We start from the raw sequence: 14873 nt of genomic DNA, 5'->3' as shown, positions 1-14873 counted from the left end.
CATGCCCGCGCCCGCCATCGTTGAGCCGGCGCAGCCGGAACCGCGCTTCTTCGGCTATTTCCGCTCGTCGGCCTCCTATCGCTGCCGCATCGCCTTCAACCTGAAGGGGATCACGCCCGATTTCGTCGCCGTGCACCTGCGGCGCGGCGGCGGCGAGCAGTTCCAGCCGGCCTTTGCCGCGGTCAATCCCCAGCGCCTCGTGCCGGCGCTGGAGGTGGGGGCCGATGTCCTTACCCAGTCGCTCGCCATCATCGAGTGGCTGGAGGAGACGCGGCCCGAGCCCGCCCTGCTGCCCGCCGACCCGCTGGCGCGGGCCCATGTGCGCGCCTTCGCCCTCGCCATCGCGGCGGACATCCATCCGCTCAACAATCTGAGGGTGCTCGCTTATCTCAAAGGCACCCTTGGGCACGATCAGGCTACCGTGGATGCCTGGTACCGCCATTGGGTGGAGGAGGGGCTTGCCGCCTGCGAGGCGCTCGTCGCGCGCAGCGGCCACGGGCGCTGCTGCTTCGGCGACACGCCGGGGCTCGCCGACATCTGCCTCGTGCCCCAGCTCCACAATGCGCGCCGCTTCAACTGCGACCTGTCGGGATTGTCGCGCCTGAACGCCATCGACGCGGCCCTGGCCGAGCATCCGGCCTTCATCGCCGCCCTTCCCGACCATCAGCCGGACGCCGAGCCCTGAGGCCGGCGCTGCCGCATATCGAGACAACAAGACTGCCAGCGGAGGACAACGCCATGACAAAGACCCGCATCCTGATCGCCGGCGGCGGCATTGGCGGCCTCGCCACCGCCCTCGGCCTCGCCCGCCGGGGCGTGCCCTCCCTGGTGATGGAGAAGGCGCCGCAGCTCGGCGAGATCGGCGCCGGCATCCAGCTCGGCCCCAATGCCTTCCACTCCTTCGATGCGCTGGGGGTGGGCGATGCCGCCCGCGCCATGGCGGTCTATATCGACCGCCTGCGCCTGATGGATGCCATCTCCGGCGAGGAGATCACCCACATCCGGCTGGACGAGCCGTTCCGCCAGCGGTTCGGCAATCCCTATGCGGTGATCCATCGCGGCGACCTCTACGGGGTGCTGCTGCGGGCCTGCGAGGCGAGCCCGCTCGTCGCCCTGCGCACCAGCAGCGAGGTCCTGGGCTACGATCAGGACGAGAATGGCGTCACCGCCCGCCTCGCCGGCGGCGAGAGCGAGCGCGGCGCCGCGCTGATCGGTGCCGACGGCCTGTGGTCCAACGTGCGCAAGCAGCTTCTGGGCGACGGGCGGCCGCGAGTATCGGGCCACACCACCTACCGCTCGGTGATCCCCACCGAGCAGATGCCCGAGGACCTGCGCTGGAACGCGGCGACGCTCTGGGCCGGGCCGAAGTGCCACATCGTCCATTATCCGCTGTCGGGCTGGAAGGTGTTCAACCTCGTGGTCACCTACCACAACGACGCCCCCGAGCCGGTGGCCGGCAAGCCGGTCTCGGCGGAGGAAGTGATGGCCGGCTTCACCCATGTGCACGAGCGGGCGCAGAAGATCATCCGCCACGGCTCGGGCTGGAAGCTCTGGGTGCTGTGCGACCGCGACCCGGTGGAGCGCTGGACCGACGGCCGCGTGGCCCTGCTGGGAGACGCGGCCCATCCGCAGCTGCAATATTTCGCGCAGGGCGCCTGCATGGCCATGGAGGATGCTGTGGCGCTGGCCCATTGCGTGGACGCCCACCCCGGCCACATGGAGGCGGCGCTGAACGCCTATCGCGACCTGAGGGTGCTGCGCACGGCGCGCATCCAGCTCCAGTCGCGGGCCATCGGCGAGCACATCTATCACCCCGCCGGCGCCCACGCGGCCCTGCGCAACACCATCATGCGCTCCTACACGTCGCAGGACTGGTACGACGCGGTGGAATGGCTCTATGGCGGCAACGGGCTGAGCGGTGGCGCGGGCGCGGTGGGAGGAAAGGTCCACGAGGCCCCGGCCGAGCCCCGCATGGTGGGGTAGGCCGCCTTCCCGCAGTCGGGATCGTCCCGGCGGGGGCGGGATGGCACCCGCGTTCATCGTCCGGAGCTTCGCCGGTGCCCGCCGGCGCCCATGCGGGTGCCAGTGGTTCGACCGCGACAGATGGAACCCATCTGTCGTGAGCAGATCGAACCACAGCTCTTTGATCTGGTGGGTCAACTTTTCGAAACGGATGGGTAGCATCCGTTTCGGTTGATCCACGAGGCTCCCTGAAAGATCAGGCCGGCGTCGGCTCCGGCGCGCGGGATCGTTCCATCTGCCGTCCCGGCCGGCTATGGTACCGCGCGACCGCGGCGGAGCGTCCGGCGCTTCCATCTTTCGAGGATACCCGCTTGGACAAGCGCGCACTCGGCACGTCCGGCATCAGCATCGCTCCCCTCGCCTTGGGCGGGAACGTCTTCGGCTGGACCGCGGACGAGGCCACCTCCTTTTCCCTCATCGACGCCTTTGTGGCGCGCGGCTTCTCGCTCATCGACACCGCCGACGTCTATTCCATCTGGCTGCCGGGACACAGCGGCGGTGAATCGGAGCGGATCATCGGCGCCTGGCTGAAGCGCGGCGGGCGGCGGGATGCGGTCCACCTCGCCACCAAGGTGGGCATGGACATGAAGGCCGCCGGCAAGGGCCTCTCCCGGGCCCACATCACCGCGTCGGCAGAGGCGTCCCTGCGCCGCCTGGGCACCGATTACATCGACCTCTACCAGGCGCACATCGACGACAACACCGTGCCGCTGGAGGAGACCATGGAGGCGTTCGCCCGCCTCGTGGAGGCTGGCAAGGTGCGCGCGGTGGGCGCCTCCAACTACACCGCGCCGCGGCTGGCCGAGGCCCTGGCCGCGAGCGGGGCCAAGGGCTATCCCCGCTTCAGCGTGCTGCAGCCGCATTACAATCTCGCCAACCGCGCCCTGTTCGAGGGCGCGTTGCAGCAGCTCTGCCTGAGGGAACAGATCGGCGTCATCCCCTATTACGCCCTGGCGGCGGGCTTCCTCACCGGCAAATACCGCAAGCCGGAAGACCTCGACGGCAAGGCGCGGGCCGGCACCGTGGCCCATTATCTGGATCCGCGCGGCCTCGATCTCCTCGCCGAGATGGACAAGATCGCCGCACGCCTTGGCGCGACGACGGCGCAGGTGGCCCTCGCATGGCTCATCGCCCAGCCGGGCGTCACCGCCCCCATCGTCAGCGCCTCCAGCCTCGCCCAGCTTGAGGACATCATGGCCTCGCCCTGCCTCGCCCTCGACGGGGCCGCCCTGAGCCGGCTCGACCGCGCCAGCATCTGAGGCCGGTGGAGGGCGGCTCTCGCTTCTAAAAGTTCTTGAAATGTTCTCGTCCTTGGTGCAGCGTCCGGGCTCCGAAGGGGAGTGCACGCCATGGCGAAGAAGACGTTCTACGTGGTCCAGCCGTTCGAGCTGGGCAAGCGCGGGGCGCTGAAGGCGGCTCCGGCCATGGAGGTCCGCACCTCGGCCGATGCTGAACGCATCGCCCGCCGGCTGGCGATCGTGAAGGCGGGGGCCGTCGCCTTCTCGCGGGACGTCGATCCCGAATCGGACGATGCCGATCCGCCGGTGCTGATCGCGCGCTTCGGCCAGGTCCCGGACGAGGCGATGGAGCCAGCCTAGAGCCCGTGCCGATCAGCTTGCATCGCAAGCTGATCGGCCAACGCGTTCTCTTCCTTGAGTCTAGAGGGCATAGGTCCCGCCTCGTCGCCGGCGCCTGCGGCACGCGGCGGGGGTGATATGGACCGCGTCATGATGGTAGGGATTCCACCGCGCGGATGGTCCGCGCGGTGGATGAAGAGGCAGGCAAGATGGCGGGCACGTCTGCGACGCTGAGGTCCGGCATGCTGTCGGCGGAAATCACGGCGGAAGGCGCCGAGCTGCTCCGGCTGCGCGACCCGGATGGCCGGGACCTGCTCTGGCACGGCGATCCGGGCGTGTGGGCAGGCCGCTCGCCGCTGCTGTTCCCCATCGTCGGGCGGCTGCCGCAGGACACGCTGATGCATGACGGGCAGGGCTTCGCCATGAAGCAGCACGGCTTCGCGCGGCGCAGCCGGTTCGATCTGGTGGAGGCGCAGCCGCAGCGCGCCGTGTTCCGGCTGCTGCCGAGCGCGGAGACCCGCGCGCAATATCCCTTCGCCTTCGAGCTCGACGTTGCCTATGTCCTCGAAGGCGCCACCCTCACCATCGCGGCGAGCGTGCGCAATCCTGGAGCGGCAAGCCTGCCGGCGAGCTTCGGCTTCCATCCGGCGTTCCTGTGGCCTTTGCCCTATGGCGGCACGCGCGACGCGCATCGGCTGCTGTTCGAGGCGCCGGAGGACGAGCCGGTGCACCGTCCGGTCGGGGGCCTGCTCTGCGCGGCGACCGAGCCCAATCCGCTATCCGGATCTATCCTTGCGCCCGACGACGCCATGTTTGAATGCGACGCGCTGATCTTCCTCAATCCCCGCTCGCGCCGCATCCGCTTCGGGGTGCCGGGCGGGCCGGGGCTCGAGATCGCCTTTCCGGGCATGCCGCAGCTTGGCCTCTGGTCGAAGCCCGGCGCGCCGTTCCTGTGCATCGAGCCCTGGCACGGCTATGCGACGCCGGAGGCGGACACGCGGCCGTTCGTCGAGAAGCCCGGCCTCGCCCACATTCCGCCGGGCGGCGAGCAGAGTTTTTCCATGTCCGTCAGCTGGCTGCCGGATATCGGAACGGGCCTTCACCCTGGCGAGCGTGGCTGAGCCTGCCACGGCGCGAGGCTGAGGGCCCGTCCCGCCGGCGGCGCGACGGAGCCGCAGCGGCCGACGTCGCGGACGATCTCGGCGATGTGCTCGAACTGGCCCGACAGCGGGTTGGTCTTCCGCCAGACCATGCCGATGGTCCGCGACGGGCGCGGATGGGCCAGCGGCGCGATGGAGACGGAGGCCGAGCGCGTCTCGATGGGAACCGCCATCTGCGGAATCAGGGTGACCCCGATGCCGGCCCCGACCATCTGGACCAGGGTGGTGAGGGAACTGCCCTCCATGAGGTCGCGGGGCAAGGACGACGACATCCTGCAGTAGGAGAGGGCCTGCTCGCGGAAGCAGTGTCCCTCTTCAAGCAGGAGCAGCCGCATCTCGCGCAGCATCTCCGGGTTCGGCACCGGCTTGTCCGCGTCCTCGATCGGGCGCACCAGGATGAACTCCTCGTCGAACAGGGCGTATTCGTTCAGGGACGGCTCGGAGACCGGCAGGGCGACGATGGCGGTATCGAGCCGGCCCTCCACGAGGTCATCCACCAGGCGCTTCGTCACCGCCTCGCGCGGGCGCAGGTCCAGTCCGGGAAAGCGCTCGGTGAGGCGCTTGATCACGCTCGGCAGCAGATAGGGCGCGACCGTCGGGATGACGCCGATGCGCAGCCGGCCGGCGAGGGCGCTGTGGGAGGACCGCGCGAGGTCGTCAAGCTCGTCCACCGCGCGCAGGATATCGCGCACGCGCAGCGCGAACGCCTCCCCGAGGCTGGTGAGGCGAATCTGCCGCGTGCCCCGTTCGACCAGGGGCGCGCCCAGGATCTCCTCCAGCTCCTTCATCTGCAGGGACAGGGCCGGCTGCGAGATGGCGCAGGCCTCCGCGGCGCGGCCGAAATGGCCATGCAGGGCGAGCGCCTCGAAATAGCGCAACTGCTTCATGGAGATGCCATTCATAAGTTGAGCATATTGAGGCGATTAGAAAATGCAAATTTTCATTATCAAAATTCGGGGCTAGAACTCTGCCGCTACACGGGGAACGTGCTGCAGGATGGCCGTTCGCCTCGATCGGCGCGGTGCCGGGATGCGTCCGCATCCGCGGGATCCGCGGGACGACACGTCAGAGTCGGAGGACAGTGGGCATGAATGAGATTAAACCAGTCGGCAAATGCCCGGTGATGCACGGCGCCGTTACGGAAGTCGGGGCATCGAACACCAACTGGTGGCCGAAGGCCCTGAACCTCGACATCCTTCATCAGCACGATACGAAGACCAACCCGATGGGTCCGGCTTTCGACTATCGCGAAGAGGTCAAGACGCTCGACTTCGAGGCCCTCAAGAAGGACATGCACGCCCTGATGACCGACAGCCAGGACTGGTGGCCGGCGGATTGGGGCCATTATGGCGGCCTGATGATCCGCCTGTCCTGGCATGCGGCGGGCTCCTACCGCACGGCGGACGGGCGCGGTGGCGCCGGCACCGGCAACCAGCGTTTCGCGCCCCTGAATTCCTGGCCGGACAATGTCAGCCTCGACAAGGCGCGCCGCCTGTTGTGGCCGATCAAGAAGAAGTACGGCAACAAGATCAGCTGGGCCGATCTCATCACCCTTGCCGGCACCATCGCTTATGAATCCATGGGCCTGAAGACCTTCGGCTTCGGCTTCGGCCGCGAGGACATCTGGAGCCCGGAGAAGGACATCTACTGGGGCGCGGAAAAGCAGTGGCTCGCCCCCAGCGACGGCCGGTATGAGAATGTCGACGTGCCCTCGACCATGGAGAACCCGCTGGCCGCGGTGCAGATGGGCCTGATCTACGTCAATCCCGAGGGTGTCAACGGCCATCCGGACCCGCTGAAGACCGCGGCGCAGGTGCGCGAGACCTTCTTCCGCATGGCGATGAACGACGAGGAAACCGTCGCCCTGACCGCCGGCGGTCACACCGTGGGCAAGACCCACGGCAACGGCGATGCCTCGAAGCTCGGCCCCGAGCCGGAAGCGGCCGACGTGGACCAGCAGGGCCTCGGCTGGGCCAACCCGACCGGCACCGGCAAGGGCCGCTACACTGTGACCAGCGGCATCGAAGGCGCCTGGACCACTCACCCCACCAGGTGGGACAACGGCTATTTCGAGATGCTCTTCAACCACGAGTGGGAGCTGCGCAAGAGCCCCGCGGGCGCCTGGCAGTGGGAGCCCATCAACATCAAGGAAGAAGACAAGCCGCAGGATGTGGAGGATCCCTCGATCCGGCACAACCCGATCATGACCGATGCCGACATGGCCATGATCAAGGATCCGATCTACCGCGAGATCTCGGAAAAGTTCTACAAGAACCCCGAATATCTCTCGGAAGTCTTCGCCCGGGCCTGGTTCAAGCTCACCCATCGCGACATGGGCCCGAAGGTCCGCTACATCGGGCCGGACGTTCCGCAGGAAGACCTGATCTGGCAGGACCCGGTGCCGGTCGGCCGCAGCGACTACGACGTGGTCGCGGTAAAGGCGAAGATCGTCAATAGCGGGCTTTCGGTGAGCGAGATGGTGGCCACCGCCTGGGACAGCGCCCGCACCTTCCGCGGCTCCGACATGCGCGGCGGCGCCAATGGCGCGCGCATCCGCCTCGCCCCGCAGAAGGACTGGGAAGGCAACGAGCCCGCCCGCCTCGCCAAGGTGCTGGGCGTGCTGGAACCCATCGCGGCGGAAACGGGCGCGAGCGTGGCCGACGTCATCGTCCTCGCCGGCAATGTGGGCGTGGAGCAGGCGGCGAAGGCCGCGGGCTTCGACGTCTCGGTGCCCTTCGCTCCGGGCCGCGGCGACGCCACGGACGCGATGACCGACGCGGCCTCCTTCGACGTGCTGGAACCGATCCACGACGGCTACCGCAACTGGCTGAAGAAGGACTACGCCGTCAGCGCCGAAGAGCTCATGCTCGACCGCACCCAGCTCATGGGCCTGACCGCGAACGAGATGACCGTCCTCGTGGGCGGCATGCGCGTGCTGGGCACCAATCACGGCGGCACGAAGCATGGCGTCTTCACCGATCGTGAAGGCGCGCTGACCAACGACTTCTTCGTCAATCTGACCGACATGGGCAACAGCTGGAAGCCGGCGGGCAACGGCCTCTATGAGGTCCGCGACCGCAAGACCAGCGACCTGAAGTGGACCGCCACGCGGATGGACCTCGTGTTCGGCTCCAACTCGATCCTGCGCGCCTATGCGGAGGTCTATGCCCAGGACGACAACAAGGAGAAGTTCGTGAAGGACTTCGTTGCCGCCTGGACCAAGGTGATGAACGCCGATCGCTTCGATCTGGCGTGACGAGACGCCGGCCTCCCCGCTCTCTCAACTTAAATGAGGGAGAGGGAGGCCGTGCTTTCGGACCGTTTCGGCGCCTCGCAGGGGGCTGCGGGGTGGGTGGGTGTTTCGCGCCGTTCTACTTTCCGGCCGGCACGAGGCCGGACAGATCGTGCGCCTGAAGCTGCAGGCGGGTGCGGCGGATGTGGCTCTCGAGCAGGTGCTGCACATCCACGCCGTCACGCCGCCGGATCGCCTCCATGATGAGGCGATGCTCGCTGTGGATGATCCACTGGCCCTCCTTGCCGATGAGGCGGGAATAGGCACGGCGATAATGCTGGGTGGTGTTCCAGAAGCGCTCGATCATGGTGAGCAGAGTGGGCATGGCCGCCGCCCTGTAGCTGAGCAGGTGGAACTCCCTGTCCAGCTTCAGGAAGTCCTCCACCTCCGTTGATGCCTCGATCTGCGCGCACAGGTCCGCGAGGCGGGCGATGGTGGCCTCGTCCATGTTGCGGATGCTCTCGCTGAGGGCGAGGGGCTCGATGCGCTCGCGGATCTTGTAGATCTCCACGCACTCGTTGATGTCGGTCTTGGCGATCCACGCGCCGGAATTGGGCACGAGCACCACCAGTCCCTCGCTTTCGAGATCCCGCAGGGCCTCGCGCACGGGAATGCGGCTGGTGCCGTAGCGCTCGGCCAGTTCCTCCTGCCGCACGCGGGTGCCCGGCGCATAGAGCCCGGCGAGGATGCCGGCCCGCAGGTCCATGGCGATGGCATGGCTGCGGACGCCCTGGTCCTTGTCCGGCCCGTCCGGGGATTTTTCCGTTCTCATGGCGCGCTCTTCTGGAGGGTCCCTGAATCGCAGGGGGACCGTGCGGCTCGTCGTGTTTGGATACCATGCGTGTTCGCATTGCAGCAAATGTATCCAATAAGGCGGATATTACGGCATACTATCGCAAATTGCCGCATAATTGGATACATTAATGTTGACAGCGTATCGCGCCGCCACTATCCGTCAGGAAAGCGGCGCAGATCGTTTGGCGGTCGGAGGATGCGGAAGCGAGGGGGCTGCGGCGACCGCGAGGGTGGCCGGTTCCTTCAGGATTTCGCGACCCGTCCCGGCCGAACGGCGCGCCGATTTCTCCAGCGGGTCGGGTCATGAGCACTGAGGGCGGGCAATCCCGGGAGACGGCCGTGCGGGGGCTTCCGGGCCTGCGCGGCACCGATCATATCGGCTTCACCGTTCCCGATATCGACGAGGCCGTGCGCTTCTTCGTCGATGTCATCGGCTGCATCCGCGTCTACGAACTCGGGCCGTTCCAGGCCGACGACGACTGGATGGCGCGCCAGCTCAATGTCGATCCCCGCGCCATCATGAAGAAGCTCGTCTTCCTGCGCTGCGGCTTCGGCTCCAATTTCGAGATATTCCAGTACATCGCCCCGGACCAGCGGACGATACAGCCGCGCAACAGCGATGTGGGCGGGCATCATCTTGCGTTCTACGTGGACGACATGGATGCCGCCGTCCGCCATCTCGAGGCGCACGGCGCCCGCATCTGCGGCGCGCCGGTGACGCGCGAGAGCGGCCCCAGCGGCGGGCAGACCTGGGTCTATTTCCTCACCCCCTGGGGCATGCAGTGCGAGCTGGTGAGCTTTCCCAACGGCAAGGCCTATGAGCGCACCACGTCCCTGAGGCTCTGGCACACCGCCGACCCGGGGGGCTGAGCCATGGCGCGCCCCTCAATGTCCCGTTCTTTCGCGTTTTCGGAGCTGCCGTGATGGCGACCCATATGGACCTGCAACCCGCCGCCCCCTGGCGCGAGCTGACCACCTCCCGCGACGACTGGAATGCGGCCGATCCGGCGCTGCTCGGCACCATGCTGACCTCCATGGCGCTGATCCGCGCCTTTGAGGAGAAGGTGCTGGAGCTGGCCGGGCAGGGGCTGGTGCACGGCCCCGCCCATTCGGCCATCGGGCAGGAAGGCGGCGCCACCGGCTCCGCCGTGATGATGCGCGCCTCCGATCAGGTGAACGGCTCCCACCGGGCGCACCACCAGTTTCTCGCCAAGTCGCTGGCCTATGTGGCGCCGGACGGCCTGTCTCCCACCGCTGCCATCGGCGGCGACGTGCGCGACCTGTCCAAGAAGACCATGGCGGAAATCCTCGGCCTCGCCCAGGGCTTCTGCAAGGGGCGCGGCGGCTCCATGCACCTGCGCTGGGGCGATGCCGGCAATCTCGGCACCAACGCCATCGTGGGCGGCGGCGTGCCGCTGGCGGCGGGGGCGGCCTTCGCCCACAAGCGCGCCGGCACGGGCGACGCGGTCTTCACCTATTTCGGCGACGGCGCCACCAATATCGGCTCGGTGCTGGAGACCATGAATCTTGCGGCAGCCTGGAAGCTGCCTTTGTGCTTCTTCATCGAGAACAACCGCTACGCCGTCTCCACCCATGTGGAGGAGGCCACCGCCGAGACCCGCCTGTCCGCGCGCGGGCTGGGCTTTGCCATCCCCTCCTGGAAGGTGGACGGCATGGACCCGCTGGCGGTGGCGCTGGCCAGCGCCGAGGCGCTGGAGGTGATGCGCTCGGGCGGCGGCCCCACGCTCATCGAGGCCGATGTCTACCGCTTCTTCCACCAGAACGGCCCCTTGCCCGGCAGCGCCTTCGGCTATCGCACCCGCGAGGAGGAGCAGGAGTGGCGCCGGCGCGATCCCATCTATCTTCTGGCCCGCGAAATGGCCCAGCGCCAGCTCATCGGCGATGAGGACGTCGCGGCGTTGCGCGCCCGCGCCAAGGCGCTCATGGAGGACGTGGCCGGCGAGCTGGTGGAGCAGGTGGACGGCAAGCGTCGCATCATCCCCGCTTTGTGGCCGTCGCCCGATTTCCGCGACTTCGGCGTGCGCGGCGACCTCTCCGAGCTCGATGGCGTGCGCACCGAGGAACTGGAGACCTTCGCCGGCCGCATCGACCCGCAGGCCCGCTTCGTGGACGTGGTGGCGGACGTGATGCACCGGCGCATGGCGCAAGACGACCGCATCGTGGTGATGGGCGAGGATGTGCACCGCCTCAAGGGCGGCACCAATGGCGCCACGCGCGGCCTGAAGGAGGCCTTCGGCGACCGCGTGCTGGGCACGCCCATCAGCGAGAACGCCTTCTCGGGCCTCGCCGGCGGCATCGCCATGGATGGACGCTATGTGCCGGTGATCGAGTTCATGTATCCGGACTTCATGTGGGTGGCCGCCGACCAGGTGTTCAACCAGATCGGCAAGGCGCGGCACATGTTCGGCGGCGACATGGCGGTGCCGCTGGTGCTGCGCACCAAGGTGGCCATGGGCACGGGCTACGGCTCGCAGCATTCCATGGACCCGGCCGGCATCTTCGCCACCGCCGTGGGCTGGCGCATCGTCGCCCCCTCCACCCCGTTCGACTATGTGGGCCTCATGAACAGCGCGCTGGCCTGCCAGGACCCGGTGCTCGTGCTGGAGCATGTGGACCTCTACAATACCAAGGGTCCGGCGCCGGTGGACGACCTCGATTACTTCATCCCCCTCGGCAAGGCCAAGGTGGTGCGTCCCGGCTCGGCCATGACCATCCTCACCTATCTGTCCATGGTGAAATCGACCCTGGAGGAGGTGGAGCGCCTGGGCGTGGACGCGGAGGTCATCGACCTGCGCAGCCTCGACCGCGCCGGCCTCGACTGGGAGACCATCGAGACCTCCATCGCCAAGACCGGCAATGTGCTGGTGGTGGAGCAGGGCTCGGTGGGCACCTCCTATGGCGGGTTCCTCGCCGCCGAGATCCAGTCCCGCTGCTTCGATGCGCTCGATCAGCCGGTGCAGCGCGTCCATGGCGGGGAGGCCTCGCCCAGCATCTCCAAGGTGCTGGAAGCCGCCGCCTGCGCCGGTCCCAAGGACATCGAGGCGGGCATCCGCCGCGTCATGGCCGAGCAGGGCCTCGCCCTCGCCTGATCAGGAGCCCGACATGCCCAAGGAAATCCTGATGCCCGCCCTCGCCGCCGGAATGGAGGAGGGCCACCTCGTCCGCTGGCTGAAGCAGGAAGGCGAGGCCGTGAAGCGCGGTGACCTCCTCGCCGAGATCGAGACCGACAAGGCCGTCATGGAGATGGAGGCGGAGGACGAAGGCCGCCTCGGTCCCATCCTGATCGGAGACGGTTCGCGCGGCGTGGCGGTGGGCACCCTCATCGCCTCCATCCTCGCGGAAGGGGAAACGGCGCCTGCGCGGGTTGCATCCGCCGCAGCCGCGCCGGCAGTGGCGGCGCCCGTGGTGGCCGCTGTTGCGGCATCGCCCACGCTCGTGCCGTCCGCGCCTGTTCCCTCCGCTCCGGCGCCCGTCGCAGCGGCTGCACCTGCCCAGAGCCTTGCGGCGCGCGCGCCGTCCATCGCCGCCCTCGTGGCCGCGCGCAAGGTGGTGGCCTCGCCGCTGGCGCGGCGCCTCGCGGATGATTTCGGCGTCGATCTCGGCGCGCTCTCCGGCAGCGGTCCGAAGGGCCGCATCGTGCGGATCGACGTGGAGAAGGCCCGCCACCAAAGGGCTGCGCCCGCCACACCGCGTCTTGCCACCGGGGCCGGGCAGGGGGGGCTCACCCATGCATGGCTGCGTCAGGGCGAAGGCCGGCCGCTGGTGCTGGTCCACGGCTTCGGCTCGGAGCTGAATGGCTGGCGTCCCTTCCTCGCCGGCGCGGCGGTGTCGCGGCCGGTGCTCGGCATCGACCTGCCGGGCCATGGCGGATCGGCCGGACACGGCGCCGCGCGCTTCGAGGCGCTGGTGGCGGCCGTGGGCCAGACGCTGGAGGAACTCGGCCTGTCCGATCTCGATCTCGTCGCCCATTCCCTTGGCGCGGCGGTGGCGGTGGCGCTCGCGGCGGAAGGCTATCCCGACGTGCGCTCCCTCTTCCTGCTGGCGCCGGCGGGCCTCGGTCCCGACATCAACGGCGCCTTCGTGTCCGGCCTTGCCCGCGCCCGCACCGCCGAGAGCCTCGCGCCCTGGATGGGCGAGCTGGTCGCCGATCCCGCGGTGCTGACCCCCGCCTTCGTGCGTGCCGCCGCCGCGGCCCGCGCCGACGAGGCGCTGGTGGCCGCCCAGCAACGCCTCGCCGCCGCCCTGTTCCCGGACGGGACACAGGCCTTCAGCGTGCGCGCGGAGCTGGAGCAGCTGCGTATCCCGGTCGCGGTCGTCGCCGGCACCGAGGACAGGATCATCCCGCCGGGCCATATGCGACGGCTGCCGGGCATGGTGGGATTGCACCTGTTCCCCGGCATCGGCCACATGCCGCAGCTCGAAATCCGCGATGAGGTCTGGCGCCTGCTGGAGCGCCACCTGCGCGCGGCGGGTTAAGCCCGCGCGGCGATCGAGCGAAAGCCTCGCTGCGTCGGTCGAAGACCAGAGCCGATGGCATGAGACCGCAAAGAGTGAAGACGAGTCGTGTGAAGCGAAGCAAAACAACGTCACAGGGAGGACTTATCATGAAGATCCGCACACGTTTCCTCGCGCCCATCGCCGCCATGCTTTTGGCCTCCACAGCGGGCGCTGTCTGCGCCGAGCCGCTGAAGGTGGCGGTGATCGAGACGCTTTCGGGGCCGCAGGCGTCCACGGGCCTTTTGTTCAAGACCGCCGCGAAATACGGCATCGACAAGATCAATGCCGGCGGCGGCTATGGCGGCGAGCCCATCACCCTGCTGGAATATGACAACCAGGGCGGCCCGGTGGGCGCCGCCGACAAGGTGAAGGCGGCCATCGCCGACGGCGCCCGCTTCATCGTGCAGGGCGCCTCCTCCGCCGTGGCGGGCCAGATCACCGAGGACGTGCGCAAGCACAATCTGCGCAATCCCGGCAAGGAAGTGGTCTTCCTCAACGTGGGCGGCGAGGCGCTGGAATTGACCGGCGCCAAGTGCCACTTCCACCACTTCCGCTTCAATCCCAATGCGCAGGTGCGGGTGAAGCCCATGGTTCTGGCCATGAAGGACGCGGGCATCCTCGGCACCCGCGTCTATTCCATGAACCAGAACTACAGCTGGGGCATCGACATGCAGGGCGCCATCGAGGAGAACGCCAGGCTGGGCGGCTACACGGTGGTGGAGAAGACGCTCCACGACGTGAACAAGATCCAGGATTTCTCGCCCTACGTCGCCAAGATCGCCGCGGCCAATGCCGAGACGGTGATCACCGGCAACTGGTCCAACGACCTGTTGCTGCTCATGAAGGCGGCCCATGGCGCCGGTCTCAAGGCCCGCTTCGCCACCGCCTTCCTCGACCAGCCGGGCAACATCGCCAATGCCGGCGAGGTCGCCCTGGGCAACGTGGTCTCCCACCCCTTCAATGCCGAGGCGAGCGAGGCCACGGCCGCCTTCGCCGAGGACTACAAGGCGAAGACCGGCCACTATCCGGTCTATATCGAGCCGCAGACCGCCTTCGGCATGGCCATGGTGGGCGAGGCGCTGAAAAGCGTGCCGCCGGCCAAGGACGGCAGCATCGACATCAATGCCGTCGCCAAGGCCATCGAAAACGTCAAGGTCAGGACGCCCATGGGCGAGGCCAGCATGCGCGCGGCTGACCACCAGGTGCAGCTTCCCATGGTGGTCTCCATCGTGGCGGAAGACGCCAGGTTCAAGGTGGACGGCACCAATCTCGGCTTCAAGCCCATGAAGCTCTTCACCGCCGCCGAGGCCTCCTCGCCGGTGCAGGAGAGCTGCAAGATGACGCGGCCCAACTGACGGGCCACGGACCGCACAACCGCATCAGCCATCGTGATGCCCCGGCGCGCCCGGGGCATCCATCCCGGCCGCAGTCCGACGCCTGAGGATCGGTCGCGCGCCAGGGCAAAGAGAAGTTTCCCGGCGTGCCGGGGGGATGACGGCGGGCGAAGCG

General features: G+C 68.2%; 12 protein-coding genes. 10 read left to right on the top strand and 2 right to left on the bottom strand.

Features of this window, described 5'->3' with window-relative positions; all coding sequences use genetic code 11:
* Window position 1: 1 nt before the first annotated feature.
* The 5 genes from maiA (at window position 2) to K9U40_RS01485 (ending at window position 4720) form a co-directional block, all read left to right on the top strand.
* Window positions 2-685, top strand: coding sequence for a maleylacetoacetate isomerase (gene maiA / locus K9U40_RS01505; protein WP_282888492.1), 684 nt, complete (start codon window positions 2-4; stop codon window positions 683-685).
* Window positions 686-738: 53 nt separating this feature from the next.
* Complete coding sequence (locus tag K9U40_RS01500) at window positions 739-1983, top strand: 3-hydroxybenzoate 6-monooxygenase (protein WP_282888491.1); 1245 nt, start codon at window positions 739-741, stop codon at window positions 1981-1983.
* 350 nt (window positions 1984-2333) lie between these two features.
* Window positions 2334-3281: an aldo/keto reductase gene (locus K9U40_RS01495; RefSeq protein WP_282888490.1), complete on the top strand. Its 948-nt coding sequence runs from the start codon at window positions 2334-2336 to the stop codon at window positions 3279-3281.
* Between the two features lie 90 nt (window positions 3282-3371).
* Complete coding sequence (locus tag K9U40_RS01490) at window positions 3372-3620, top strand: hypothetical protein (protein ID WP_282888489.1); 249 nt, start codon at window positions 3372-3374, stop codon at window positions 3618-3620.
* Window positions 3621-3808: 188 nt separating this feature from the next.
* Window positions 3809-4720: an aldose 1-epimerase family protein gene (locus tag K9U40_RS01485; RefSeq protein ID WP_282888488.1), complete on the top strand. Its 912-nt coding sequence runs from the start codon at window positions 3809-3811 to the stop codon at window positions 4718-4720.
* Here K9U40_RS01485 and K9U40_RS01480 read toward each other — a convergent pair.
* Entirely contained in the window at window positions 4699-5661 is a 963-nt protein-coding gene (locus K9U40_RS01480; protein WP_282888487.1) for a hydrogen peroxide-inducible genes activator, read from the bottom strand. The genes K9U40_RS01485 and K9U40_RS01480 overlap by 22 nt on opposite strands.
* A gap of 185 nt (window positions 5662-5846) precedes the next feature.
* Between K9U40_RS01480 and katG the strand changes: the two genes are divergently transcribed.
* Entirely contained in the window at window positions 5847-8015 is a 2169-nt protein-coding gene (gene katG / locus K9U40_RS01475) for a catalase/peroxidase HPI (protein WP_282888486.1), read from the top strand.
* Between the two features lie 115 nt (window positions 8016-8130).
* Here katG and K9U40_RS01470 read toward each other — a convergent pair whose 3' ends face one another.
* Complete coding sequence (locus tag K9U40_RS01470) at window positions 8131-8823, bottom strand: GntR family transcriptional regulator (protein ID WP_282888485.1); 693 nt, start codon at window positions 8821-8823, stop codon at window positions 8131-8133.
* A 362-nt stretch (window positions 8824-9185) separates the two neighbouring features.
* Between K9U40_RS01470 and K9U40_RS01465 the strand changes: the two genes are divergently transcribed.
* The 4 genes from K9U40_RS01465 to K9U40_RS01450 all read left to right on the top strand — a co-directional run bounded on the left by K9U40_RS01465 (window position 9186) and on the right by K9U40_RS01450 (window position 14719).
* On the top strand, window positions 9186-9716 hold the full coding sequence (locus tag K9U40_RS01465; RefSeq protein WP_282888484.1) for a VOC family protein: 531 nt from the start codon (window positions 9186-9188) through the stop codon (window positions 9714-9716).
* A 53-nt stretch (window positions 9717-9769) separates the two neighbouring features.
* The gene (locus K9U40_RS01460; RefSeq protein WP_282888483.1) at window positions 9770-11956 is read left to right on the top strand and encodes an alpha-ketoacid dehydrogenase subunit alpha/beta; all 2187 of its coding nucleotides are present in this window, start codon (window positions 9770-9772) and stop codon (window positions 11954-11956) included.
* A 13-nt stretch (window positions 11957-11969) separates the two neighbouring features.
* Entirely contained in the window at window positions 11970-13343 is a 1374-nt protein-coding gene (locus K9U40_RS01455; RefSeq protein ID WP_282888482.1) for an acetoin dehydrogenase dihydrolipoyllysine-residue acetyltransferase subunit, read from the top strand.
* Window positions 13344-13471: 128 nt separating this feature from the next.
* Window positions 13472-14719, top strand: a complete 1248-nt coding sequence (locus K9U40_RS01450) for a branched-chain amino acid ABC transporter substrate-binding protein (protein WP_282888481.1) — start codon at window positions 13472-13474, stop codon at window positions 14717-14719.
* The last annotated feature ends 154 nt before the right edge of the window (window positions 14720-14873 follow it).

It is taken from the genome of Xanthobacter autotrophicus (assembly GCF_030015065.1).
GTDB classification, from domain to species: domain Bacteria; phylum Pseudomonadota; class Alphaproteobacteria; order Rhizobiales; family Xanthobacteraceae; genus Xanthobacter; species Xanthobacter autotrophicus_D.
The sequence above is the reverse complement of the archived record's forward strand: the minus strand, read 5'-3'. Positions and strand labels throughout refer to the sequence as shown.

What these genes read in the sequence shown, in the direction of transcription:
- maiA (WP_282888492.1), top strand. Translation starts at nt 2, where the DNA reads ATGCCCGCGCCCGCCATCGTTGAGCCGGCGCAGCCGGAACCGCGCTTC.
- K9U40_RS01500 (WP_282888491.1), top strand. Translation starts at nt 739, where the DNA reads ATGACAAAGACCCGCATCCTGATCGCCGGCGGCGGCATTGGCGGCCTC.
- K9U40_RS01490 (WP_282888489.1), top strand. Translation starts at nt 3,372, where the DNA reads ATGGCGAAGAAGACGTTCTACGTGGTCCAGCCGTTCGAGCTGGGCAAG.
- K9U40_RS01485 (WP_282888488.1), top strand. Translation starts at nt 3,809, where the DNA reads ATGGCGGGCACGTCTGCGACGCTGAGGTCCGGCATGCTGTCGGCGGAA.
- K9U40_RS01480 (WP_282888487.1), bottom strand. Translation starts at nt 5,661, where the DNA reads ATGAATGGCATCTCCATGAAGCAGTTGCGCTATTTCGAGGCGCTCGCC.
- katG (WP_282888486.1), top strand. Translation starts at nt 5,847, where the DNA reads ATGAATGAGATTAAACCAGTCGGCAAATGCCCGGTGATGCACGGCGCC.
- K9U40_RS01470 (WP_282888485.1), bottom strand. Translation starts at nt 8,823, where the DNA reads ATGAGAACGGAAAAATCCCCGGACGGGCCGGACAAGGACCAGGGCGTC.
- K9U40_RS01460 (WP_282888483.1), top strand. Translation starts at nt 9,770, where the DNA reads ATGGCGACCCATATGGACCTGCAACCCGCCGCCCCCTGGCGCGAGCTG.
- K9U40_RS01455 (WP_282888482.1), top strand. Translation starts at nt 11,970, where the DNA reads ATGCCCAAGGAAATCCTGATGCCCGCCCTCGCCGCCGGAATGGAGGAG.
- K9U40_RS01450 (WP_282888481.1), top strand. Translation starts at nt 13,472, where the DNA reads ATGAAGATCCGCACACGTTTCCTCGCGCCCATCGCCGCCATGCTTTTG.